A 25,795-nucleotide genomic window follows, 5' to 3' on the forward strand; every position below is an offset into this window, starting at 1 on the left:
CACCTCTTAGTCGTGGTATTCACCGCGATCCCATTTTTCAAGGAACTCTGTAAAGAAGTTGGCATCCGTTTGATGATCGTTATGAGTTTCAACGTGTTGGATTTTAGCGATCAATTTTTTGTTTTCTTCTGATGGTTTGTATTCAGCATTGATGAAAGCTTCAATGATATCACACATGAGCAACTCACCAGTGATTTTACCACCAAATCCGATAACATTGGCATTCAATTGTTCTTTTGCATAAAGAGCTGTTGTCATATCACGAACCAAAGCAGAACGAACACCTGGAACCTTGTTAACAGCGTTATTGATACCTACACCAGTACCACAGATACATACACCAAGATCAGCTTGGCCACTAACTACTGCTTCACCAACTTTTTTACCAAAGATTGGGTAGTGAGTACGAGCGTGGTCATAAGTACCAAAGTCGATGACTTCATGTCCTTTTGATTTCAAAAATTCTGAAACCGCCATTTTTTCATTTGTTACGATGTGGTCACATCCAATTGCAATTCTCATTAGTTATTCCCTCCGTTTAATTATATAAATCTAATATCATTTATCCTTACTCAAGAAAAATCAAGATTAGCTTAGGAAGCGAGCTGCGAGCATAACTGAGGTTAGCTAAAGTGAGCTGACGACAGATTATCTTGATTTTTGAAGAGTATTAGCACATTTTGTTCAACATGTCGACACGGATTTGGTGACGACCGCCGTCATACTTACCATTTACAAAGCCTTTAGCGATATTCTTAGCCAATTCGTCACCAACAAGTTGAGCACCCATAGTAATCATACGTGAGTTGTTGTGACCACGAGTCATATAAGCTGAACGTTCGTCAGAAACTTCTGCAGCAACCATTCCTTTGATTTTAGTTGCAACCATAAATGGACCTGCACCATAAGCATCAATGACAATACCAAGATTTTGTTCTTCTTTTTTAACTTCTTCAGCAACTGCAAGAGTTACATCAACGAAGTCTTGACCTTCAGCTGTAACATCCACAACGTGGAAGTTTTCTTTTTCCAAGAAATCTTTAACGACTTCTTTCAATCTCAAACCTGCAGCATCTGCACCAATAACAATAGACATATTGTATACTCCTTTTTTATAATAGACCAGTAAAAATTTTTTGGTTCTGGAAAGAAAATGACCATCACCAAACAGTTACTAGTAGTTTTTGTTGACTATTTTAGTTTAAGAATGATTCATCTAATCACTCTTAAAAACTTCTCCTAAGAGAAATTGGAAGAATAACTTGTTAAAACAAACACAAATTGTTCTTTGTAAACATAATATACTACGATTGTTTAAAAAAGTCAACAGTTTATGTTTGTTTTTGTTTATTTTTATAAAATTTCGATATCAAAACCAATTTGATCACTTTGACCTGGATTTAAAATTCGAACATTTTTCTTATCCTCTAGATGATCGCCCTCTTCAAGTGATGTGGACAAACCTGACCAAGGTTCCAGAGCAAGGAAGGGACCTTTATTAAGAGTTGACCAAACGATGAGGTTTGGAAACTCTTTAAAGTCTAGTTTTAATCCCTTATCATGCTTACGTGACCTTAAAGAAACAGAGCGAGACGCTAATTCATCTAATGTCACAGCATCATAGCTAAAGAAATCATAATTTAGATCTAATTCCTTTTGATCCTTTAGCCAGCCACTTCTATCTTGAAAATCCAACATCCCTGTTTCTGGGAATGGTTTAGGAACTGTACAAGTTTCTGGCTTTTCAAATTCAAGATAGTAATCTTCATAGGCTTCATCATCAAATAAAGGACAGTTAAAACCAGGATGTCCACCAATAAAGTATGGCATTTTTTTATCTGTTTCCTTATTAGTAACTTGATACTGAGTACGGATTGTCTTTCCAGTAACTGTATAAGTTATTTCTAGACGAAAATGATAGGGATAATTCTCATACATTTCTTGGTCATCTTCGATCGCAAAAGTTACAGAATTCTCTGTTTGTTCTACTAAATCAAATTCTTTTTTTCGAACCAATCCATGACGTGGAATTTTACCTGTTACTTGACTACCATCTGCTTGATGATATAAGACAGTATCATTTCTAACGGATCCACAAATTGGAAATAAAACAGGTGCTTGTCCACTCCAGTAAGTTGGATCTCCTTGCCACAAGTACTCAATTCCATCCTTGTCTTTTATTGAAGTAAGTGCACCTCCAAAGGTCTGAAATTGTACATTTAACTGATCTGATTTTAATTCAATCACTAGGGTTACCTCCATTAATTTTTTCCCTAAAAAAACTAGATTGCCGACTCCATACTTGGAAACTGACAACCTAGTTTTTACAATTTACATTTTTAGGAGCGAATTATTTTGCATTAGCTGCATATTCTTCATTACGTTTGATCATTTGTTTTCTGTACCAAGCAAAGATACCAATATAGAAAGCAAGGAATACTACAGCACCAAGGATTGCTTTGATATCACCTGTTGTAGTGTTACCAATTGTCCAACCAAGAAGTTTTTCGATTGGTCCTTCAAGTGTTGAGTGAGTAATAAGCTGAGTTTGGCTTACACCTTCTGGGAAGGCACCTACACCTTTAGCAAGTTCTGTTGCAAATGGTGCAATAAGTGTTCCTGAAAGAAGGAAGAGTGGCAACAAAAGTGTTCCGAAGATAATCATACGGAGCAATTTACCGCGAGTAACTACCAAGAGGGCTGGAGTTACACCCATAGCGATGATACCAGCAAGTGGCAAGATACCATTTCCGACTTTAGAAAGAAGCACAGCTTCGATCAACATGATTGGTGCAAGTACGTTAGCACAAGCCCAGATTTCAGCACGACCAGCTACGAATGGCCAGTCAAGACCGATGTTAAATTTACGTCCTTGAAGACGTTTAGTAGCAACGTTAGTAATACCTTGTGAAAGTGGTTCTACTGCAGCGATGAACCATGAACCGATCAATGAGAAGAGCTCCAAGCAGACACCGGCAGTCAAACCAAGTGACAACCAACCTTTAATAACAAGTTCCCATGAAGATGCATCTTCTACTCCAGCAACTGGATGTGGAGTTCCCATCAAACCGATAACGATACCAAGGATGAAACCGATAAAGAATTTAGAACCCCAGAAACCGATTTTCTTGTTCAATTTCGCAGCATCAAAGTCGAATTTATCAAGACCAGGGAAGAATTTATCAAAAATCTTATCCAAAACCATGATAACTGGGTTCATCATGTAGTTCATGTGAGTTGAAGTCATTGGTGATGAACTTGGTGCGTTAAGAAGGTCATCAAATGTTGGTTTCATCAAGTCAGAGTTGATGATTTTAAGAACCCCTACTAGGACAACTGCTGCAGTCGCGATGAAGAGTGAAACTCCTTGACTAACTCCATTGTTGTCAGCGTACCATTTGATCAAAAGACCTGTGATAGACAAGTGCCAGATATCGAAGATATCAACGTCAAGTGTATCAGTTTTCTTCATTGCAAGCATCACAATGTTGACAATCAACATCACAAGCAAGAAGTAAAGTGTCCAGGCAGAACCCCAAGTGATTGTAGCAAGTGGTGCCCAACCAACGTCGGTGATGTTCAATTGAATACCAGTATTTTCAACGAATTTTGCAAGAGAAGCTGAGAAAGCTCCGTTAAGCATTCCGATGATCGCACCGATACCTGTAAGAGCGATGGCAAGTTTGATACCACCTTCAAGTGCTTTGGAGAATTTCACTCCGAAAAGCAAGGCCAATACTGTCAAAATGATCAGCATGATGATTGGGCCACCCATAGCCAAGATAGGTTTAAAGAAATCGTTGGCCAGATTGATAATGAAATCCATAATTTTCCTCCCTTTATTTTTTATGGAATATTAACAAAGTAATAATTAGCTTAGTCCGTGTTCTTTGATTGCTGCTTCAATGTTGTCATAGACTGGAGCGCTCATAGCTGGAATACGGAACAAGATTGGTCCAGCTTCAACAACTGGAATACCAGGATCGAAGCCTAGATCTGTAGCAGCGATAGGTGTGAAGATGTCATAACCTTTAATCAAGTCTTCGTTGACGTCTTTTACCATAACTGCATCACAGTGAACATCATATCCACGGCTAGAAAGCTCTTCTTCTAGAGCACTTTTAATTTGGTGGCTTGAGTTAACACCTGCACCACACGCAGCAAGAATTTTAATCATTTGGATTTCCTCCGTTTTGTTATTTTTTTAATTTACAAATTAAGCTGTTGCTTCTGAGATATATTGGAATAAAGCTTCTGGTTCTGTAATCTTAGCTAAATCTGCCAGATGTCCATTACCAGTAAAGAAGTCCATCAACTGAGCTAGGATATTTGTTTGGCTTGAACTTGAGTTGTTGATGATAAAGAAGAGTAGTGAAACGTCCACTTCCTTGTCAGGAGCAATCATATTGTGAAATGTAACTGGCTTCTCTAAACGTACTACAACTACATTTTCAGTAAGGTTATGAATGGTATCAGTGTGAGGAATCGCTACGTTTGGCAAGTCTTTCCCTAAAAATTCCATATCTAAACCTGTTGGAAATGACTTTTCACGTTCGATCAAAGCCGATCGATAAGTATCCGTAACAATTTTACGTTCTTCTAATAAAGTTGCAACCTGATCAAAGAGTTGTTCTTGATTATCCGCTTCTAAGCAAAACACTAAGTCTTTGTCAAAGAAATGACCTAATCCCATAACATTCTCCCTTCTTTCTTTAACTTTTATGGTCTAAGTATAACACTATATGAAACCGTTGTCAATATTTTTTGTTGTATTTTGTTTGATTTTTTATTTTTTTGTTTGATAAAGCCCCGACAATCACTTTCAAACAGAAATATTGACAGTTATTTTTAATCCTCTATTTTAGCTCCTATCCATGAAAATAGCAGGCTTTTAAAACTTGAACCTGCTCCTATTATTTATTATTTTTTTGTTGCCCAACTTTCTTCAACCATTGGAAGCATTGTTTTTAATGTTTCCACTTCTCCTTCAAGGGATACATATCGAAACTTACTGTTGTCTGATTTAAAGATACTTGTAATCAAATATTTTCCATTTCTGCAATATAATTAACAACATAAGCTTCATATCCTCCAATAGTAGACTTAGATCGACAAATTTTCGTAAAGTCTTGTTTATATAGTTTTGAATCATAGATACTATTCGAAATTTGAACTATTACTAGTGCAGCATATTCGCTCTCTGAAATTCCGAATTGCTCTGATTTTAAGGTATTGAGAATTACAATATTGATTTCAGTTACATCACAGTACTGGAAATTATCTCCACCTTCAATCTCTTTGAACTGTATCCATGATTTTGGTATTTTTACATAACCATAATTATCGGAACCAACTTTTTTAGTTTCCTCCGTTTGGCTAAATAAGATAGACGATGATTAAGTGCCACTGGGCCGGACGTGATTCGCAACCACGCAAATAAAGCCTCAGCACTTGCACTGCTGGGGCTTTTCCGTTGCTCCTGACTTAGAAAACTATCACTTTTTCGCAGAATTCGTATAACACATTTACGGAGCAGGTGCAAGAAAATGCGTTTTTTGAGAGGTTCTGACTAAAAATACGTCTATTTATTTTTTATTGTAAAGTAGACCCAAACGAATGAACATAGGTTGTAAAAAGCAAATGAAAAAATTGCGAGGATAATAGCTCCTGTGTCTAAATAACCCATTTCGAGACCTCTTTTCAACAACAACAAGCCTGTAGTTTCGACAACGATCAAAAATAAAAATACATAAAAAATTTTCGCCTTAAGCATATTGTTACCGCCTTCTCTTCATATAATTTTATTGTAGAATAAAAATTGAAAAAAATCAAAAAAACATAACCACCATCTAACGGCTGGTTTGCACCAGAACGCTATAAGCCCAAATTACCAGCCAGCGCCTAAAGACGCTGGCTTTCACCTTGTTCAAGCCTCATTGCTCTTGACTCGTCACTTGCCTCTTAAAAAGGCGTGAGTATTACTTGCTACTATCCCTAAAGGGATCTTCATATTCTTTTACACTTAATTTATCTAGTGCTATATCATCTTTACTCGTTCTCAAATTTTCATACTCGTGAAGAAATCATCCACTGGATAATTTCTTTAATCTTGAATATATTTCTTAATTGTGGCTTCATTAAGTACATAATAACCTTCCGCCCAGAAATGTCGATTTCCAAACTTGTAGTTGATATTGGTGTGTTTATCAAACATCATAAGTGCACTTTTACCTTTTAAATAACCCATGAAACTCGAAACAATTATCCTTAGCGGAATACTTACGAACATATGTAGATGATCTGGCATCAAGTGTCTTTCGATAATAAGAAAAGTGTCAAAATATAACTGTATTTTGACACTTAAAAAATCATTATTTTATATTTAGCTTATTTTTTTCTTGAAATCACTACTATTCTTGAGCAAAAACTATTCTTCATCCATACTCAAGACGCTAAGAAAGGCTTCTTGGGGTACTTCAACTGAGCCGATAGCTTTCATTCGTTTCTTACCAGCTTTTTGTTTTTCTAGGAGTTTACGTTTACGAGAAACGTCACCACCGTAACACTTGGCAAGTACATTCTTACGAAGGGCCTTGATATCTGTACGAGCAACAATCTTATGTCCAATAGCTGCTTGAATTGGAACTTCAAATTGCTGACGAGGAATGATTTTCTTGAGCTTGTCAACGATGAGTTTTCCACGTTCGTAAGCAAAATCCTTGTGAACGATAAAGCTGAGGGCATCCACCTTGTCTCCATTGAGAAGGATATCCATTTTCACAAGCTTAGATGGTCTGTACTCTGACAATTCATAGTCAAAGCTTGCATAGCCACGAGTAGATGATTTCAGTTTGTCAAAGAAATCGAAGACAATTTCAGCTAGTGGGATTTGATAGATAACATTGACACGATTTTCATCAATATAATCCATAGTCACAAAATCCCCACGCTTGCGCTGAGCTAGCTCCATCACTGCTCCAACAAACTCTTGCGGTACCATGATTTGCGCTTTAACATAAGGCTCTTCAATGGTCGCAATCTTAGTTGGGTCTGGGAACTCAGATGGGTTAGAGACGTCCATAGACTCACCATCGGTCAAATTAACTTTGTAAATAACAGACGGAGCTGTCATGATGAGGTCGATGTTGAACTCACGTTCCAAACGTTCCTGGATAACATCCATATGAAGAAGGCCGAGGAAACCACAACGGAAACCAAATCCAAGTGCCTGGGATGTTTCTGGTTCAAACTGAAGACTAGCATCATTGAGTTGCAATTTTTCAAGGGCTTCACGTAGGTCATTGTACTTGTTTGACTCAATTGGATAGAGACCCGCAAAGACCATCGGATTCATCTGCTTGTATCCAGATAGGGGTTCTGAAGCAGGGTTTACCGCCAAGGTAACTGTATCACCGACACGAGTGTCTTGAACAGTCTTGATAGATGCTGCAATATAACCAACGTCACCTGTCGCAAGGAAGTCACGTCCTACTGCTTTGGGTGTGAATATTCCGACCTCAGTAACATCAAAGGTTTTACCATTGCTCATGAGCTGAATCTTATCACCAGGTTTGACTACCCCATCCATGACACGAACTTGGAGGATAACTCCACGATAAGCATCGTAAACTGAGTCGAAAATCAAAGCCTTAAGTGGTGCAGTAACATCACCAGTTGGTGCTGGAACTTTTTCTACAATTTGCTCGAGGATCTCGTCGATACCGATACCAGCCTTGGCAGAAGCCAAAACTGCTTCGCTAGCATCCAAACCAATGACATCTTCAATTTCTGTACGCACGCGCTCTGGATCTGCTGCTGGCAGGTCAATTTTATTGATGACTGGCATAATTTCCAAATCATTATCCAAAGCAAGGTAGACGTTGGCAAGGGTTTGAGCTTCAATCCCTTGGGCTGCATCGACCACTAAAATAGCTCCTTCACAGGCAGCAAGCGAACGCGATACTTCATAAGTAAAGTCTACGTGCCCTGGTGTGTCAATCAAGTGGAAAATATAGGTCTCACCATCTTTAGCCGTATAATTCAGCTCGATAGCATTGAGCTTAATCGTAATTCCACGCTCACGCTCCAAATCCATACTATCAAGTAGTTGAGCCTGCATTTCGCGACTAGAAACTGTTTCAGTCGCTTCTAAAATACGGTCTGCTAGTGTCGACTTCCCATGGTCAATATGAGCGATAATGGAAAAGTTACGAATCTTCTCCTGTCGTTTTTTCAAATCTTCTAAGTTCATGATTCTCTTCCTTTCAGGGTATCTATTAATTATAAATTGTTTTTAACATTTTGACAAGACCATACCCTGTTAGGAGTACTAATCTTCAGCAATAAAACCGTCATTTTCAATATAATGACGCTCAGTCATGCCTTGATCTGTAAAGATAATACCATGAAGAACACCACCATAGACAGCTCCCCCATCCATACCAACTTTACCATCTTCTGTTATCCAGAGTTCAGATGTGCCAGGTTTTTGATCCAACAAACCATAAACAGGAGTATGCCCAAAGACAATTGTTTTCCCAGTATGATTTTCTGCTTCATGGAAGGGTTTTCTGAGCCAGACTTTCTTATAATCTGTAGTTTCGTGCCAATCTTCCAAGGTCAAATCAATACCTGCATGAACAAATATATAATGTTCTGTTTCAATCACAAAGGGCATTTGACGAATAAAAGCAACTAGGTCTGCTGCTTCGGTCTCAACTCGTTTAGCATCTGCAATAGCATCAACCGGAGCATCCAAAGGCCGACCTAAAATAGAGTTGATGGTCGTATCTCCACCATTTCTACGGTAATGATCGTAACTCTCTTCTGGATTGTCTAACCAGGTTAAAAACATATACTCATGATTCCCAGACAAACAAATTGCCCTCTGGTTATCTACCAAGTCCTTGACCATCTCTAGAACCCGACGACTATCCTCACCTCTGTCAATCAAATCTCCAAGAAAAATAAGTTGTGTCTTCCCATCCCATGTCTTTAGTAGGTCCTCAAGCATTCCGGCTTTTCCGTGAACATCTCCAATTACATAGTATTCTGTCATCTATTTCTCCTTACCTTTTAACAGTTCTCTTGCTTGTGTCAGAGCTGCTTCGGTCACGTCTTCACCAGCCAACATTTTAGCAACTTCTTCTACACGCTCCTCTAAACTCAACAAACGAACCGTTGAAACTGTAGAATTCTCATCACTAACTTTCTCGATAAAGAACTGATTGTCCGCTATGGCAATCACTTGCGGTAAGTGTGAGATAGCTAAGACTTGACCATGCTGCCCAATTTTATGAATTTTTTGCGCGATTGCTTGAGCTACACGACCTGAAACACCAGTATCTACTTCATCAAAGACAATACTAGTTTTTCCTTCCTTACGAGAAAAAGCTGATTTGATGGCCAACATGAGACGAGACAACTCACCACCAGACGCTACTTTTACCAAGGGTTTAAAGTCCTCACCAGGGTTGGTTGATATATAAAATTCAACACTTTCATTTCCTTCTCGGCTAAATTTTCCATTGGTGAATCGTACTTGAAATTGGGCTTTTTCCATGTATAAGTCTTGCAATTCTTGCTTAATTTCAGCTTCTAAGTCCTGTGCCAAATGATGCCGAGCTTGAGCAACTTGACCCGCTAGGTCCACAAGATTCTTTTCAAGTTTCTTGAGTTCGACTTCCATATCCTCAGACGAGAGATTGTTCCCCGTTAAAAGATTATACTCATCTGTAATTTTTTCAAAATAGAGTAAGACATCGTCCACACTACCACCGTATTTACGTGTAATGGTGTGAATTAAATCCAAACGACTCTCAACCTGCATGAGGCGATTCCCATCGAAATCCAAATCATCGATGATGGATTCCAAGCGCTTGGTGATATCTTCTAAAACATAATAGGATTCAGAAAGGGAGCTTGAAATCTCACGATACTCTGGATCATACTCTTCAAGCCCTTCCATATCATTCATAGCTGAACGGACATTTGCTAGACTTGAGAACTCCTCGTTATCAAGCATACTATAAGCATTTGTCAAGGTATCCGCAATATTTTTATGGTTAAGAAGTTTGTCCCGTTCTTGATTGAGGGTAACATCTTCACCTGCTTTCAAATTAGCTGCTTCAATTTCAGCCATTTGAAATTCCAACATCTCAATTCGCGCCTTATGTTCTAGCTGATTTTTCTTGATATCAAGAACTTGTTTGCGCATTTGACGATAATCATCAAAGCTAGTCTGATAGGCTTCTTTTAATTCAAAGAAGTCAGTATCACCAAACTCATCCAGCATCTGAATATGTCGGTGTGGTCTCATTAGTTCTTCCTGATCATGCTGACCATGAATATCAACCAACTGTTGACCAATAGCCTTTAAAACGGAAAGATTAACCATTTGCCCGTTAACACGACTGATGCTTCGACCATTCTGCAAAATCTCGCGACGAATAATGATTTCATCACTCATTTCCAAGCCTTGTTCGTCAAAAATTTCTTGTAAAACCCGACTATTTTCAAGTGAGAAAAGACCTTCAATTTCAGCTTTAGGAGCACCGTGACGAATCACATCGGTCGTAGCTCTCGCTCCCAACATCATATTCATAGCATCGATGATGATTGACTTTCCAGCCCCTGTTTCACCAGTCAAAACAGTCATCCCTTCTTCAAAATTCAGAGAGATTGATTGGATAATGGCAAAATTTTTAATCGAAATTTCCAGTAACATATAAACCTACCAATTTTTAACTTGCTCAAAAATTTCTTTGGCTGTTTCTTCACTTCTCAATACCATCAAGATGGAGTTATCATCAGCAATACAGCCAAAAATTTGATCAGCAAATGAATCTGCCAACTGACTCTTGACGAAAGCAGTATTTCCTGGGATAACCTTCAAATTAATCATATTCCCCATGCGTTCACAATCGATAATGTTATTTTCTGCCAATTGCAAACTTCTAACGATTGATTTAGGTAGTTCATAGATGTAAGTATTATCTTTTAATGGAATTTTGACAATTCCAAGTTCCTTTATATCTCGTGATACAGTTGCTTGTGTTGCAGAAATACCGGCCTCTTTCAAATGCTCGACGATTTCTTCCTGGGTACCGATTTGATAATCTGTTACAAATCTTCTAATCTTTTCAAGTCTCTCTTTTTTATTCATCTTTAAACTCTCTATGTGCTCTCTCTACAACTTTTTCTATTTCAGTAACAACCTGATTGCTTGCCTGGTCTTCCTTCCGTAAATAGGCTAAGAATTCAATATTTCCATGTCCTCCTTGTATCGGAGAATAATCCAATCCTAGGACAGAAAAACCTTCTCTAACTGCCATTTCGGTAACTGTTTCCAGTACATATTGATGCACCTTGCCATCTCTGATAATCCCATTCTTACCAATCTGCTCACGTCCAGCCTCAAACTGAGGCTTAACTAGAGCAACAACCTGCCCTTGATCAGCTAAAACTCGGTGCAAGGCTGGTAAAATGAGGCCTAGGGAGATAAAACTAACATCGATACTGGCAAAACTCGGTTCTTCTTCAAAGTCAGTTTTTTCAGCATAGCGAAAATTAAACTGTTCCATGCTGACAACACGAGGATCCCGGCGTAATTTCCAAGCAAGCTGGTTAGTCCCGACATCAACTGCAAAAACTAGTTTAGCACCGTTTTGTAACATGACATCAGTAAATCCTCCTGTAGAAGCTCCGATATCAATGGTCGTTTTATCTTCAACAGTTAAATCAAATTTTTCTAAAGCCTTCTCTAGCTTCAAACCACCACGACTAACATACTTGAGCTTCTCACCCTTGAGTTTCAACTCTGTATCGTCAGGAATTTTTTCTCCAGGCTTATCGAACCGTTCCCCATTAAGTACAGCGACTACTAAACCTGCCATAACTCCTCGTTTGGCTTGTTCTCTAGTTTCAAATAAACCTTGTTTATATGCTAGTACATCTACTCTTTCCTTAGCCATTGATTCTCAAACTTTCTACTATTTTTACAATTGGTTCCTTGTCAAAGCTCACAACTTGACTAATCTCTTCAAGTTTCGCATTAGCTTGATCCAAAGTTTGATTGCAAAACGCTATCGCTTGGTCTAATCCCAACAAAGCAGGGTAGGTTGACTTTTCAGCCTGCAAATCTTTCTGAGGTGTCTTACCGATTTCCTCAAAACTTGCTGTAACATCAAGGACATCATCTCTCACTTGAAAAGCAAGTCCAATCAGTTCTCCAACCATTTTAAGTTGATTTTGAAGATTTTTATCCAATCCAGCAATGATTCCAGCTGCTTGAAAAGGAAAGGCTAAAAGTTTACCGGTCTTATTAGCATGGATAGTCTGAAGTTCCTCTAAATTCAAGTGTTTTCCTTCACCTTCCATATCCAATACTTGACCAGCTACCATTCCCATACTACCAGAAGCAAGTGATAGATTTGCTATTAAATCTACCTTAGTTTGGCTCGGTAAATCTGCTTGGGCAATCAAGGCATAAGGATCTAAAAAGAGGGCATCACCTGCTAAAATAGCTAGGGCTTCACCAAATTTCTTATGATTGGTTAAACGACCTCGACGGTAATCATCATCATCCATTGCTGGAAGATCATCATGAATCAAGCTTCCTGTATGAATCATTTCAAGCGCCGCTGCAACTTGTGCATGTCCGTGTGTAATGGAAAGTTGAAGGGACTCCAAAACTTCTAAGAGTAAATAAGGACGAATCCGTTTACCACCTGCATGTATGGAATAAAGAACAGCTTCTCTTAAACTGGATGCAAATTGTTGGTCACCATAAAAGTCTTCAAGAGCTGACTCAACCAAAGCTAATTTTTCCTGCTTGTTCATAGGAGTTCGCTTTCTGTTCCATCTTCTTGCATGACTTTGACCAAGGTCTTTTCAGCCTTGTCAAGAGTAGCTTGCAATTCTTTTGACAAGAGCATTCCCTTTTGAAAAGCAGCAATGGCATCTTCTAGTGCAATTTCCCCATTTTCCAAACTTTGAACAATAGTCTCAAGCTCTGCTAAATTTTCCTCAAATTTCTTTTGTTTTGACATTTCTTACCTCTAATTCTACCTGACCGTCCCGCATCAACAGTGATACTTGGTCATTTTCTTTCAAATCTTTCGCCGAAGCGACGACTACTTCGCCTTTCTTGACGATAGCATAACCCCTTGCTACGATTCGACTAGTATCTAGCATAAGGAGAGCTTCTGATAGACGTTTTACTTCAGCTACTTTTGCATCATAGGTCACAGCCATCTGGCTACGTATTAATTTTTGTAATTGTTGAATACGATCCTGGTAACGCTGAATCTTGATGATTGGCGATGATTGTTCCAATCGGTGGATTTGTTCTTGAACCTTTTGTTGATTTCGAACCAATTCGGCATTTAATCCTTGCTTCAGTCGCAACTGTAACTGATCCAATCGTTGCAAATATCCATCATACAATCGTTCTGGTTGTCTAAAGATGACAGATTGACTGAGGTTTCTCAAAGCTTCTTTTTTCTTTGATAAAGTATGTTTAACAGCTGTAGTCATCCGCTTCTCTTGATTCTGAAGGTAGGTCAAAAGGTCTAACTTTGTTACTGGTGTAGCGAGTTCAGCAGCAGCTGTCGGTGTCGCAGCCCTCTTATCCGCAACAAAATCAGCCAAGGTGACATCTGTTTCGTGGCCCACACTTGAAATAATGGGTAATCGTGATTCAAAAATGGTACGAACAACTATCTCCTCGTTAAAGGCCCATAGATCTTCAATGGATCCACCACCACGGCCGATAATCAGAACATCTAAGTCATCTCGTTCATTGGCTCTTGCAATATTACGAGCAATTTCCTCTGCAGCACCCTCACCTTGAACTTTTGTAGGATATAAGACAATTTCCACACCAGGGAAGCGTCTACTGACTGTAGTGATGATATCTTGAATCACAGCACCACTTCGACTGGTCACCACACCTATTTTTTTTGAAAATTGTGGTAAAGATTGTTTAAAGCGTTCTTGAAATAAACCTTCTTCTGCCAGTTTCTTCTTAAGCTGTTCAAATTGGATAGCCAAGGCACCAACACCATCTGGTTCAGCTTTTTCAATAATAATCGAATAGCTTCCACTTGGCTCATAGACTTGGACGCGACCAACTACATTAATCTTCATCCCTTCTTCCAAGTCAAATCCCAAACGTTGGTAGACACCCGACCAAATGGTCGCCTGAATAACCGCTCGGTCATCTTTAAGAGAAAAATACTGATGGGTTGGACGCTTACGGAAGTTAGAGACTTGACCAGTTAAATATACCCGTTCCAAATAGGGGTCTTTATCGAATTTCATTTTTAAATACTTGGTCAAAGTTGTAACCGATAAATACTTTTCCATCTCTACCTCCTTCTTTTCTCTAGTTTCCTGGGTATTATTATACCAAAAATATGCTTAAAAATCTTGAATTTCCACCTAGAATAGTGAAAATACAGGGAATTTATGTGTGAAATAATTTCTTAATATTTTTGCCCCTTTTTTGCCCCCTGAACAGAAAAAAAGCCCTTCGGATAAAATCCGAGGGGCTTAAAACGTTGTTAAATCAACGACCGAACTTTTGAGTTTCAAGGTTCGGGATAAAATAGTTCACTGAACTATTTTATTTTTTAAGGTTGTAGAATGATTTCAATCCACGGTATTCAGCTACTTCACCAAGTTGGTCTTCGATACGAAGCAATTGGTTGTATTTAGCGATACGGTCTGTACGTGAAAGTGAACCAGTCTTGATTTGTCCTGCGTTTGTTGCAACTGCGATATCAGCGATTGTTGAATCTTCAGTTTCACCTGAACGGTGTGATACAACGGCAGTGTAACCAGCTTCTTTAGCCATTTCGATAGCGTCGAATGTTTCAGTAAGAGTACCGATTTGGTTAACTTTGATAAGGATTGAGTTAGCAGCGCCTTCAGCGATACCTCTTTCAAGGTAAGCAGTGTTTGTTACGAAGAAGTCGTCACCAACCAATTGAACTTTACCACCAAGACGTTCAGTAAGAGCTTTCCATCCATCCCAGTCGTTTTCGTCCATACCATCTTCGATAGTGATGATTGGGTATTTGTTTACCAATTCTTCAAGGTAGTCGATTTGTTCTGCAGAAGTACGAACAGCAGCGCCTTCACCTTCGAATTTAGTATAGTCGTATACTTTACGTTCTTTATCGTAGAATTCTGATGAAGCACAGTCAAATCCGATAAATACATCTTTACCTGGAACATATCCAGCAGCTTCGATCGCAGCAAGGATTGTTTCAACACCATCTTCAGTTCCTTCGAAACGAGGAGCGAATCCACCTTCGTCACCTACGGCAGTTTCCAAACCACGTGATTTAAGGATTTTCTTAAGAGCGTGGAAGATTTCAGCACCGTAACGAAGAGCTTCTTTAAATGTTGGAGCACCAACTGGCAAGATCATGAACTCTTGGAATGCGATTGGAGCATCAGAGTGAGATCCACCGTTGATGATGTTCATCATTGGAGTTGGAAGAACTTTAGTGTTGAATCCACCAAGGTAGCTGTAAAGTGGGATTTCAAGGTAGTCAGCAGCAGCACGAGCTACAGCGATAGACACACCAAGGATTGCGTTTGCACCCAATTTACCTTTGTTAGGAGTACCGTCAAGAGCGATCATAGCACGGTCGATAGCTTGTTGATCACGTACATCGTAGCCAATGATAGCTTCAGCAATGATGTTGTTTACGTTGTCAACAGCTTTTTGTGTACCAAGACCACCGTAACGAGATTTGTCACCGTCGCGAAGTTCAACTGCTTCGTGTTCACCAGTAGAAGCTCCTGATGGAACCATACCACGTCCGAAAGCACCTGATTCAGTGTAAACTTCTACTTCAAGTGTTGGGTTACCGCGTGAGTCTAGGACTTCGCGAGCGTAAACATCAGTAATAATTGACATTTTATACTCTCCTTATGAGTTATATTTTTTACACCTCTATGATACCTTAAAAATCATCGTTTTTCAAGGAAAAACGTTATCTTTGTGCAAATTTTCCTTAACTTTATAAAGTAATCGCTTTCTTTTGTCTGTTTTCTCCTTTATTTTATGATATACTATTTTTATGACTGATGTATCAAAACAAATCCTAGAAAAAGCTCATGGTGGGCTTAAACTAAATCCAGATGAACAGAGACGTTTTCTCGGCACTTTTGAGGAACGTGTCCTTGGCTATGCAGACCTAGAAACAGCTAATGATGATAATTTTTATAAGGGTTATGTATCTATTTTAACTAGTCTGAAAAATGAAATTGAACCTCTGTTTGTCAAGATTTCTCCTCAAGTAGTATTTGAAAAACAGGTCTATTATTTAAAACAAGCCAAAGATGCTGACTGCCAAGCGACTATCGTTTCTGAAGATCATAACTCTTCTCCTTTTGGCCTAGTTATCCATAGCGATGCCCCTGTTCAAACAAGTGAAAAAGACCTCAGAGAGGCCTTTTCAGACTTGTGGCAAGAAAAAGAGACCAAAGCTCCTACTTCTCTTTGGAAAAAATGGTTTGGTTAATTCTTCTTCAAAGCTAAGATCTGACCAATGTTTGCCGCTGTATTTTCTAAATAGACTGTTGCCTTTTTCAGACTCTCTTCTAGTGGTTCACTTTTTTCTAAGATAGAAAAGGCTGCAACGAGATTTTCAAATGGTAAGGATGGTAAATCCTCTGACAAACTCCCACAAATAGCAATAACTGGAACACCATCTGGTGTTCTTTTTGCTACTCCAATTGGAGCCTTGCCAGCAAGACTTTGAGCGTCTAACCTACCTTCACCAACGATGACAAGATCTGCATCCGTAACCTTCTGATCAAAACCGATTAGATCTAAACAAGTTTGAATACCAGATACAATTGTTGCTCCAGCAAAAGCACATAAGCCAGCTGCAATACCGCCGCCTGCTCCAGCTCCTTCCAGCTTTAAGATTTCAGGAGCAACTTTACGATAGAAGTTTTCAATAGCAGAATCAACTTCATGAAATTGAGTTGGATCTAAACCTTTTTGTTTCCCAAATGTGTAAGTGGCACCATTAGGACCACAGAGTGAATTTGTCACATCTGCTAAGATTTTAATTCGCACATCAGAAGGAATAGATATAGCTTTCTCCTTTGAGATATCAGTAATTTCAAACAAGGATTGACCAGTAGCTAGAAGTTCATCCCCATTTTTGTCATATAACTGGTAACCAATTCCTGAAGCAATACCAATTCCACCATCGTTACTGGATGTCCCACCGACTCCGATATAGATTTCTTTCATGCCATGCTCTATTAAATACAGAATCAGTTGACCAATCCCCTTTGTTTGAATCTTCAGGGGATTTCGTTTTTCAATAGGAATTTTAGCAAGACCTATCAAATCTGCAACTTCAAATAAAGCGAGAGTTTCTTTATAAACATAAGGCATTTGCACTTCATCTCCATAGAGGCCTGTCACCAAAGCAGTGTTTTCTATAAGACCTAGTGTATTCTTAATAGCATTGACAGTCCCCTCTCCACCATCACCAACAGGTAAAAGTAGAAACTCTGAATCGGGTAAGGATCTTTTCAAGCCTCCTTTAATCGCTTCAGCTACTTCATTTGCGGGGAGACTCTCCTTAAAGGAATCAGGTGCGATAACAATTTTCATACACTCTCCTTTCTAATCAAAATAAATCTATCAGTTTCAATACTCTTGAGAAATCTCTTTCTTCAATTTGAAGGGGAATTTTCTCTTTCACGATTGCTTTGGCACAGAAGGCAACTCCAATGCCAGCTCTCTTCAACATTGCTAAATCATTAGCACCATCACCGATGGCTACGGTCCTCTCAATAGGAAGGTCTAGTTCTTCGGTCCATCTTATCAGTGTCTCTTCTTTGACTTCCCTAGTAATGATCTCTCCTTCAAGTTTTCCTGTCAAAAATCCATCTTTTACTTCAAGATGATTTGCAGCAATAAGCCTAATACCAAGTTCAGTTGCCAATCTTTCGACAATAGGCATAAAACCACCCGAAACTAGACCGACTTCTATTTGATTTTCTCGAAGAACTTTAATAAATTGCTTAGCATTCTTGCTGAGATGGATCTGTCTATAAAGTCTTTCAAATACATCAAGAGAAAGCCCTTTTAGAAAGCATACTCGTTTCTTTAAACTTGATTCAAAGTCTAGTTCTCCCCTCATAGCTTGGGCAGTCAGTAGAGCTACTTCATTTTCACACTCTGCTTCTTTCCCCAACAAATCAATAACTTCCTCTTCGATTAGAGTACCATCCACATCCAGTACACAGAGCCCTCTAGCTTTATTCATATAACTACCTTACTTTTTTCATTTCAAAAAAGAGGTTGGGACAAAAGATCCCAACCTCACTTTTTATTAGCAATCAAACTTTGACGCGGTTGCTGATTGAACTTTTTGTTCGTCTTTTAGACTCCAAAAAGCTCCTAATCATCCTCGCGGGGCTGGGACTACGAAATCGAGACTTTGTCTATCGATTTCTGTTCCACCGCCTTTTAACTATTTAGTTTGCTAAGCTATGGTACAAATCAAGATATGACTTGCAGGCTGTATCCCAAGAGAAATCACATTCCATAGCCTGAACTTGCATATTTTTCCAAACGTCAGGATGGTTGTGATAAACATCCAAAGCGGTTTGCAATGCCCAGTTGAGCCAATATGGAGTTAGGTTATTAAAGCTAAAGCCTGTACCTGTTCCATCAATTGGATTAAAGGCTTGTACAGTATCTCTAAGACCACCCACCTCATTTACCAAAGGAAGGGTTCCATATCTCATGGCCATCATTTGTGAAAGCCCACAAGGTTCAAAGCGACTTGGCATGAGGAAAATATCACATGCTGCATAAATCTCTTGAGCTAATTTCACATCGAAAGTGATATTGGCAGAAAGTTTTTCTGGGAATACTTGACTAAACCAAGAGAAGGCTTGTTCAAATCCTGGATCTCCAGTTCCCAAAAGAACGATTTGAATATCCTCTTGAAGCATTCGATGCAAGCTCTCAACTACCACATCAAAACCTTTTTGACGAGTTAAGCGAGATACAATACCAATCATTGGTACATCAGAACGTACTGGAAGACCAACTTTTTCTTGAAGTTTTGCTTTATTTTGAGCCTTTCCTGACAGATCATTTTTATTAAAATGATAGTCAAGAAAAGCATCCGTCTCTGGGTTGTACAAATCTGTATCTATACCATTAACAATACCTGAAACCTTACCAGATTCCATACGAAGAATCTGATCAATACCGCAACCAAACTCTGTAGTCATAATCTCATAAGCATAGCTTGGCGACACAGTTGATACACGGTCTGCATAGAGAATCCCTGCCTTCATCCAGTTAAAGCAATCATTCCACCTCACAGTTCCATCAGCATAACGTTCGAAACCAACTCTAAACAAGTCCCAAAGCATACTTTCAGAGTATTGACCTTGAAACTCTAAATTATGAATGGTTAAAACTGTCTTAATACCTTGATATGCTTGAATCCATCTGTATTTTTCCTTCAACAAGAAAGGAATCATCGCTGTATGGTAGTCATGAGCATGAAGAACATCAGGGATAAATCCAATACGTTCCATAGCTTCAAGGGCAGCAAGTTGGAAGAAGGCAAAACGTTCACCATCATCAAAATCTCCATACACATGGCCGCGGAAGAAATAATATTGATTGTCAATAAAGTAGAAAGTAACACCGTTTAAAACAGTTTTCTTAATTCCACAAAATTGTCTGCGCCAACCAACGTATACTTCGAATTGAAGAACATCTTCGATCTGATCACCAAACTTGGCTTCAACCATGTCATAGTAGGGTAAGATAACAGCAACTTCATGCCCAGCTTTTACTAATGATTTAGGAAGTGCTCCGATAACGTCTCCCAATCCACCTGTTTTTGAAAAGGGAGCGCCCTCTGCTGCTACAAATAAAATTTTCATGAAAGAATATCCTCTGTTACTTTTTCACCCTTCTTGATCACAACTGGATGTTCTGCTGTACCACGAATCACAACGCCTTCAGCTACTTCAACACCCTTGTCAAGAATTGCATACTCAACTTGAGCACCTTTTCCAATCACTACACGAGGGAATACAAGAGTATCTTTAACCAAGCTATCTTTGTTGATACGAACATTACGAGATACAACAGATTTAATAACTTCACCTTCAACGATACTACCAGATGCAAACTGTGAAGTATTTACTTTAGAACCAGACGCATAGTAGGTAGGTTCTTCATTTTTAACCTTGGTATGAATCTTTTGATTTGGTGAGAATAGGGAGTAGAATTTATGCTGATCAAGCATATCAATATTGGCTTGGTAGTAAGTTTCGACTGAATGAATATTTGCTAGGTAACCAGTATATTCGTAGGCAAAGGCACCTTCTTTTGCAGCCAGGTCACGAAGAACATAGCGCAATTTTTCTGGGTGATCTTTCTGAGCTTCTTCTTCCAAACGCTCAATCAACCATGGAGTATCTACTACAAAGATGTCTGTAGACATATTGTGTAGTTCTTGCTCAGATTTTTTATCGAAAAGTTTATGAGAAAGCACATGGTCAGTTTCGTCAATCTCAAGGATAGCATTTACTTCTGAAATTTCCTTCTTAGGCAATTTCTTATACACAACTGTAATTGGTGATTTTGTTGTATTGTGCAAATGGAATACTTGGCTGAGGTCAATATTAACTAAAACATCACAGTTCAAGGAAACTGTTTGGTTAGAACCAGAGCGTTTCAAGTAGGTCAAGAGTTGTTGATAGTACTCTTTACCAACAGTACTGCTTTCTACACGAGTATTGTAAATTCCAAGATAGTAGTGGCTAAGAAGAGTATTCAAACCCCATTCACGTCCTGAACGAATGTGGTCAAAAACAGAGCTGATATTATCTTGTTGGAAGATCCCGAAAATACTACGCACACCAGCATTTGCAAGACTTGATAGTGGGAAGTCGATCAAACGATATTTCCCTCCAAATGGCAAGCTAGCCACTGGACGGTTGTCTGTCAATGTTGACATATCATGAAAACCAACTGTGTTTCCTAAAATGGCTGAATATTTATCAATCTTCATCTGTTGCTACCCCCACTACTTCGTTATATCCGACTACTTGTACTTCTTCTGTTCCGTCAATTTCTACACCATCAGCAATGACAGCTCCTTCACCGATGATTGCACGTGTAATTTTAGCGCCTTTTCCGATAACTGCTCCACTCATGATGACAGAGTCAACAACTTCTGCTCCTTTACGAACTTGAGCTGCTGTTGAGAGGATAGAGTGTTTTACAGTACCATTCACGTAACATCCATCTACTACGAGAGAATCTTCCACTTGAGCGTGTTCTCCAAGGAAGTTTGGTGGAGCAATTAGGTTACGAGAATAAATCTTCCATTGACGGTTACGACTATCGAGAGCATTCTCTGGAGAGATATATTCCATATTTGCTTCCCAAAGAGATTCGATTGTACCAACGTCCTTCCAGTATCCATTGAATTCGTAAGCATAGACACTTTCACCAGTTTCAAGGTAGTTTGGAATAACGTTTTTACCGAAGTCGGACATGTCAATATTAGTCTTTTCAGCAGCAACAAGCATGTTACGGAGTCGTTTCCAGTCAAAGATATAAATCCCCATTGATGCCTTAGTTGATTTTGGTTGAGCAGGTTTTTCTTCGAATTCAACAATACGATTGTTTGCATCTGTATTCATGATACCGAAACGGCTAGCTTCTTTAAGTGGCACATCTAAGACAGCAACAGTCAAGCTGGCATTATTATCCTTGTGTGATTGGAGCATATCATCATAGTCCATTTTGTAGATATGATCTCCTGAAAGAATTAAAACATACTCAGGATTAATGCTGTCGATATAGTCGATGTTTTGGTAAATAGCGTGACTTGTACCTTCGAACCAACGATTTCCTTCACTTGCAGAGTAAGGTTGAAGGATAGAAACACCTGAATCAATTACATCTAGACCCCAGCTCGAACCGTTCCCGATGTGATTGTTAAGAGCAAGAGGTTGATACTGTGTGATAACCCCAACATTGTGGATACCAGAGTTGGCACAGTTAGAAAGAGCAAAGTCAATGATACGATAGCGCCCACCAAATTGCACAGCAGGTTTTGCAATGCTTTGAGTGAGTTTACCGAGACGAGTTCCTTGCCCACCGGCAAGGATTAAAGCTAGCATTTCATTCTTCATTTTCTACTCCTTTTTGAGATTTATTTGATTCTTTTTTAGCGGGTTTCAAGCGACGTTTGATTTTCCAGATACTTGCCCCCAAAGCTGGCAAAGTAAAGGTCAAAGTCTGCTCATAATCCTTCCATAATCCTTCTTGAGTTTGAACGGTTTGATTGTGTTCTTTCCAAACACCTCCCCATTGTTCCAACTCTGTATTCCAAATTTCTTCATACACACCTGCAACTGGCAGTCCAATTGTGAAATCAGGACGTTCGACTGGTGCCATATTAAAGACACAGACTAGCATCTCGCCTTTCTTTCCTTTACGAATAAAGGAAAGAACACTCTGATCTCTATTATCTGCATCGATAATTTCAATTCCATCATAGCTTGTATCAATTTCCCAAAGACAACGGTGGTCCTTATAAAGTTGATTCAACTGAGATGTGAAGTATTTCATCTTGGCATTCATTGGATCTTCAAGGTTTGACCATTCTAATTGCTCTTCAGATTTCCACTCTAAGAATTGACCGAATTCGCTACCCATAAAGAGCAATTTCTTACCAGGGTGACAAATTTGATAAGTATAAAGATTTCTAAGGCCTGCAAATTGATTATAACGATCCCCCCACATCTTATGCATCATACTCTTCTTACCATGTACAACCTCATCATGTGAGAATGGTAGGAGATAATTTTCATTAAAGACATACATAAAACTGAAAGTTACAAGGTTAAAATCATACTTGCGGTAAATTGGATCTTCTTCGTAGAAACGTAGGATATCGTTCATCCAGCCCATGTTCCACTTGTAGTCAAATCCAAGTCCACCCATTTCCTTCATGCCAGTAATCTTGGTACCTGAAGAAGACTCCTCTGCAATCATCATAACATCCGGATGAGCTAGCTTAATAACATCGTTCAAACGTTGAAGGAAATAATAGCCTTCATAGTTGAGATTGCCTCCGTCTTTATTTGGTGTCCATGGAGCATTGTCATAATCTAGATAGAGAATATTACTTACTGCATCTACACGAATACCATCTAGGTGATAGAAATCAATCCAAAACTTAATGCTAGAAATCAAGAAAGATTGGACTTCATTTTTACCAAGGTCGAAGTTTAGCGCTCCCCAACCGTAATTGTTAGCCTTATTATGATCTTGATATTCAAAAGTCGGTGTGCCATCATAGTATGCCAAAGCATCATCATTGATTGTAAAGTGACCTGGAACCCAATCCACAATTACACCGATATTGTTGATATGACATTCCTCAACAAAGTCTTGAAACTCTTCTGGACGACCATAGGCATGTTCTAAAGCGAAATAACCCATGAGCTGATAGCCCCAACTCAATCCAAGAGGATGAGACATCAAAGGCATAAACTCGATATGAGTATAGTTCATCTCAACAAGATATGGGATAAGTTCCTCTTTTAGTTGAGCAAAACTATAAGGTGTTCCATCAGGATTTCTCTTCCAAGATCCTGCATGCGCCTCATAGATGTTAACTGGTCTCTCGAAAAATCCCCAACGTTTTCTACGAGCTAACCAAAGACCGTCTTTCCATTTTTTCTCAGGAATTTCTGTTAAAACAGCCCCTGTGCCTGGACGAGCTTCAAAACGAACTGCCAAGGGATCAATTTTCATGAGTTGATGCCCATTAGCACGAGTAATATGATATTTATAAATATGTCCCTCTTGAGCTAAAGTGGTAAAAACTTCCCAAACTCCAGATTCATTACGAACCATGGGGATTTGATTTTCAATCCAGTTAGTAAAATCACCAACTAGATGGACAGCTTGCGCATTTGGAGCCCAGACACGAAAAGTATAGCCATACTCCCCATCTCTTTCCTCACGATGTGCTCCCAGATAGTGCTGAAGATGGAAATTTTCACCACTGGTAAAAGTTCTTAAAGCTTCTAATGTATCCATTAAATCCCCCTTTTATTTGAAAGCGTTTTCTTATTTTTTATTATACTACCTTTTTAGAGAAGTTTCAAGTAAATTACTATATTTTAAAAAATTATTTTGAAAATCTGAAAACAATTCTCTGATGCGTCCTGGGAAAATCATTTTAATTTTCTGATTTATCTTCACCTCTTTTCATTTTCTTACATTTTTATATAATAGTAACAAAATATTCGGATTTAAGCAATTTTTAGCCTGATATTTTTGAAAAATATATTGAAAATCCGTAAATATTGAGTTTATAACATTCAATATAGGTTGCAACTATTCAGAAACCAAGAATTTCCCCCTAAAAAATGAGAGTGGGACAGAAATCGGTAATTCGTTAGAATTCGATTTCGTTGTCCCACCTCCGCACAGTTGAGTAGGGCTGTAAAAGCTGATGAAATCAGCGTAGTAGAGCCCACTCAACCACTGCGTCTTGCTCGACATTCCAAAGACAATTGAGAGGCTAGGACTTTTGTCCCAGCCTCATCTTTATTTACTATTCTTTACGATTTATCTGCGCTTCCCTGAAAAACAAATTTCTCTGGATACTTTTTGATAAAACTTAGTTCATTCTCATTTCCATCATAATCATAGATAAAATCATCTGCTTCATCCAATTTCTCATAAAAAGCATCACCATACTCTTCTTCCATCTGTGCTAGCAGCTCAGATCTCTCTTCTCTATCAAAGGAGATAGTTCCGCCAAAGTATGCAAGGAGATTTTTGAAATTAGCAGCATGCTCCTTCATTCCAAATAGTTCGAAGCCCTTTAAAGTATCTTCCCAGACAATCCCTGTCGAATTATCAAAAAATTGATAGTGGCCTCCATTGTTTACTTCGATAAAATACCAGATAATTGCCAGAAGGTATCTTTGTTCTAAAGTAAAGATTTTTGCAGAATCGAGATAGTCTTTATAGGTGTTATAGATGTTAACAGTTTCGTATACTGGTTCAATAATATCCCAAGAGTCTTCTGCCTTTCGAACATCTTCTATCGTAATATTCTTGTAAAATTTCTTATTCTGTTCAGTTTTCATTTCTTGATTAGTTTCATTAACATCTTCAAAATAGTATTTCTGTAGCAGGGGATAGTCTGTTGGCTTGCCTTCAAAAACTTCCTTTAGAGAACCTACTTTAACCAACTCAATACACCAATCAATGACTGGATTTGTTGGGGAGGCAGCATTTTTGATAGCATTTTCTAATAAATCTAGAGCCTGATTAGCTTCAGTTTCAAAGTCCTTGTTCGAATCACTAGATAAACGCCAATGAGTAAAACCATTTCGATAATACCAAATAGCATCCCTGTCTTCTTCAGAAACCATCTCTAAAACTCTTTTGGCTTCTTCGAATTGACTCCAATTATTATAGACTTTGGCTAGTTCACTAAGGACTTGGCCACTTACATTTTCTAAGCCAAGCTCTGAGAGGATTTCCTTTATCTTTTCGAATTGATAGGTATGCTTAATGTCTTTGATACACTGAAGTTTTTCCTCTTCATTTAAAGTGATGAATTTTTCCAGAGTAATTGTATTGATATCCATAGCTATCTCCCGCTAAAAATAATGAGCTTTAATAATTTTAATTCAATTAGTAATGAAACTTCTACATTTTCTATCTGTCTAGGACTTG

At 38.6% G+C, this 25,795-nt stretch carries 23 protein-coding genes and 2 pseudogenes; 1 reads left to right on the forward strand and 24 read right to left on the reverse strand.

All coding sequences use genetic code 11. From position 1 onward, the window contains the following. Positions 1-6 precede the first annotated feature (6 nt). From lacB to eno, 17 genes and pseudogenes are all read right to left on the reverse strand, one after another. Positions 7-522 (reverse strand): galactose-6-phosphate isomerase subunit LacB, encoded by a 516-nt coding sequence (gene lacB / locus QM887_RS01150; RefSeq protein WP_001216925.1) that lies wholly within the window; start codon positions 520-522, stop codon positions 7-9. 148 nt (positions 523-670) lie between these two features. After that, complete coding sequence (lacA, locus tag QM887_RS01155) at positions 671-1,096, reverse strand: galactose-6-phosphate isomerase subunit LacA (protein WP_000029280.1); 426 nt, start codon at positions 1,094-1,096, stop codon at positions 671-673. A 257-nt stretch (positions 1,097-1,353) separates the two neighbouring features. After that, positions 1,354-2,262: an aldose 1-epimerase family protein gene (locus QM887_RS01160; protein ID WP_414270138.1), complete on the reverse strand. Its 909-nt coding sequence runs from the start codon at positions 2,260-2,262 to the stop codon at positions 1,354-1,356. 88 nt (positions 2,263-2,350) lie between these two features. Continuing rightward, positions 2,351-3,826 (reverse strand): PTS galactitol transporter subunit IIC, encoded by a 1,476-nt coding sequence (locus QM887_RS01165; RefSeq protein WP_075230279.1) that lies wholly within the window; start codon positions 3,824-3,826, stop codon positions 2,351-2,353. 45 nt (positions 3,827-3,871) lie between these two features. Then, a complete protein-coding gene (locus tag QM887_RS01170) occupies positions 3,872-4,177 on the reverse strand; it encodes a PTS sugar transporter subunit IIB (protein ID WP_075230278.1) in 306 nt (101 codons plus the stop codon). Positions 4,178-4,216: 39 nt separating this feature from the next. Then, a complete protein-coding gene (locus tag QM887_RS01175) occupies positions 4,217-4,693 on the reverse strand; it encodes a PTS sugar transporter subunit IIA (protein ID WP_414270139.1) in 477 nt (158 codons plus the stop codon). A 227-nt stretch (positions 4,694-4,920) separates the two neighbouring features. Beyond that, positions 4,921-5,396: pseudogene (locus QM887_RS01180) on the reverse strand (hypothetical protein); the annotation flags it as partial. A gap of 582 nt (positions 5,397-5,978) precedes the next feature. Continuing rightward, positions 5,979-6,325 (reverse strand): annotated as a pseudogene (tnpA, locus tag QM887_RS01185) (IS200/IS605 family transposase); the annotation flags it as partial. A gap of 102 nt (positions 6,326-6,427) precedes the next feature. Further along, positions 6,428-8,251 (reverse strand): translation elongation factor 4, encoded by a 1,824-nt coding sequence (lepA, locus tag QM887_RS01190; RefSeq protein WP_414270140.1) that lies wholly within the window; start codon positions 8,249-8,251, stop codon positions 6,428-6,430. 78 nt (positions 8,252-8,329) lie between these two features. Further along, positions 8,330-9,058 (reverse strand): metallophosphoesterase family protein, encoded by a 729-nt coding sequence (locus tag QM887_RS01195; protein ID WP_414270141.1) that lies wholly within the window; start codon positions 9,056-9,058, stop codon positions 8,330-8,332. Then, entirely contained in the window at positions 9,059-10,726 is a 1,668-nt protein-coding gene (gene recN / locus QM887_RS01200) for a DNA repair protein RecN (RefSeq protein ID WP_414270142.1), read from the reverse strand. It abuts the gene before it with no gap. Positions 10,727-10,732: 6 nt separating this feature from the next. After that, positions 10,733-11,164, reverse strand: coding sequence for an arginine repressor (locus QM887_RS01205; protein WP_414270143.1), 432 nt, complete (start codon positions 11,162-11,164; stop codon positions 10,733-10,735). Then, complete coding sequence (locus QM887_RS01210) at positions 11,157-11,972, reverse strand: TlyA family RNA methyltransferase (RefSeq protein WP_414270144.1); 816 nt, start codon at positions 11,970-11,972, stop codon at positions 11,157-11,159. Before QM887_RS01210 ends, QM887_RS01205 begins: the two co-directional genes overlap by 8 nt. Then, positions 11,965-12,840: a polyprenyl synthetase family protein gene (locus QM887_RS01215; RefSeq protein ID WP_414270145.1), complete on the reverse strand. Its 876-nt coding sequence runs from the start codon at positions 12,838-12,840 to the stop codon at positions 11,965-11,967. The genes QM887_RS01210 and QM887_RS01215 overlap by 8 nt, the downstream gene beginning before the upstream one ends. Beyond that, on the reverse strand, positions 12,837-13,049 hold the full coding sequence (locus tag QM887_RS01220; RefSeq protein ID WP_281334887.1) for an exodeoxyribonuclease VII small subunit: 213 nt from the start codon (positions 13,047-13,049) through the stop codon (positions 12,837-12,839). Before QM887_RS01220 ends, QM887_RS01215 begins: the two co-directional genes overlap by 4 nt. Next, positions 13,027-14,367, reverse strand: coding sequence for an exodeoxyribonuclease VII large subunit (xseA, locus tag QM887_RS01225; protein WP_414270146.1), 1,341 nt, complete (start codon positions 14,365-14,367; stop codon positions 13,027-13,029). The genes QM887_RS01220 and xseA overlap by 23 nt, the downstream gene beginning before the upstream one ends. Before the next feature lie 259 nt (positions 14,368-14,626). Beyond that, a complete protein-coding gene (gene eno / locus QM887_RS01230) occupies positions 14,627-15,931 on the reverse strand; it encodes a surface-displayed alpha-enolase (RefSeq protein ID WP_311517584.1) in 1,305 nt (434 codons plus the stop codon). Between the two features lie 163 nt (positions 15,932-16,094). Here eno and QM887_RS01235 point away from each other — a divergent pair, with 163 nt between their 5' ends. Then, positions 16,095-16,538: a DUF1694 domain-containing protein gene (locus tag QM887_RS01235; protein ID WP_414270147.1), complete on the forward strand. Its 444-nt coding sequence runs from the start codon at positions 16,095-16,097 to the stop codon at positions 16,536-16,538. Here the strand turns inward: QM887_RS01235 and QM887_RS01240 are convergent. The 7 genes from QM887_RS01240 to QM887_RS01270 form a co-directional block, all read right to left on the reverse strand. Then, on the reverse strand, positions 16,535-17,650 hold the full coding sequence (locus QM887_RS01240) for a glycerate kinase (RefSeq protein WP_414270148.1): 1,116 nt from the start codon (positions 17,648-17,650) through the stop codon (positions 16,535-16,537). The two genes, QM887_RS01235 and QM887_RS01240, sit on opposite strands and share 4 nt — an antisense overlap. Positions 17,651-17,666: 16 nt before the next feature. Then, on the reverse strand, positions 17,667-18,308 hold the full coding sequence (serB, locus tag QM887_RS01245) for a phosphoserine phosphatase SerB (protein WP_414270149.1): 642 nt from the start codon (positions 18,306-18,308) through the stop codon (positions 17,667-17,669). 211 nt (positions 18,309-18,519) lie between these two features. Further along, positions 18,520-19,953 carry a glycogen synthase GlgA gene (gene glgA / locus QM887_RS01250; protein WP_414270150.1) on the reverse strand — a complete coding sequence of 478 codons (1,434 nt, stop codon included), beginning with the start codon at positions 19,951-19,953 and terminating at the stop codon, positions 18,520-18,522. Further along, positions 19,950-21,089 carry a glucose-1-phosphate adenylyltransferase subunit GlgD gene (glgD, locus tag QM887_RS01255; protein WP_414270151.1) on the reverse strand — a complete coding sequence of 380 codons (1,140 nt, stop codon included), beginning with the start codon at positions 21,087-21,089 and terminating at the stop codon, positions 19,950-19,952. Before glgD ends, glgA begins: the two co-directional genes overlap by 4 nt. After that, the gene (locus QM887_RS01260) at positions 21,079-22,221 is read right to left on the reverse strand and encodes a glucose-1-phosphate adenylyltransferase (RefSeq protein ID WP_414270152.1); all 1,143 of its coding nucleotides are present in this window, start codon (positions 22,219-22,221) and stop codon (positions 21,079-21,081) included. Before QM887_RS01260 ends, glgD begins: the two co-directional genes overlap by 11 nt. Next, on the reverse strand, positions 22,211-24,139 hold the full coding sequence (gene glgB, locus QM887_RS01265) for a 1,4-alpha-glucan branching protein GlgB (protein WP_248034369.1): 1,929 nt from the start codon (positions 24,137-24,139) through the stop codon (positions 22,211-22,213). Before glgB ends, QM887_RS01260 begins: the two co-directional genes overlap by 11 nt. A gap of 527 nt (positions 24,140-24,666) precedes the next feature. Beyond that, positions 24,667-25,707: a DMP19 family protein gene (locus tag QM887_RS01270; RefSeq protein WP_414270153.1), complete on the reverse strand. Its 1,041-nt coding sequence runs from the start codon at positions 25,705-25,707 to the stop codon at positions 24,667-24,669. Positions 25,708-25,795: the final 88 nt, after the last annotated feature.

Origin of the sequence: Streptococcus infantis (assembly GCF_047460875.1) — a bacterium.
Taxonomy (GTDB): Bacteria; Bacillota; Bacilli; order Lactobacillales; family Streptococcaceae; genus Streptococcus; species Streptococcus infantis_AA.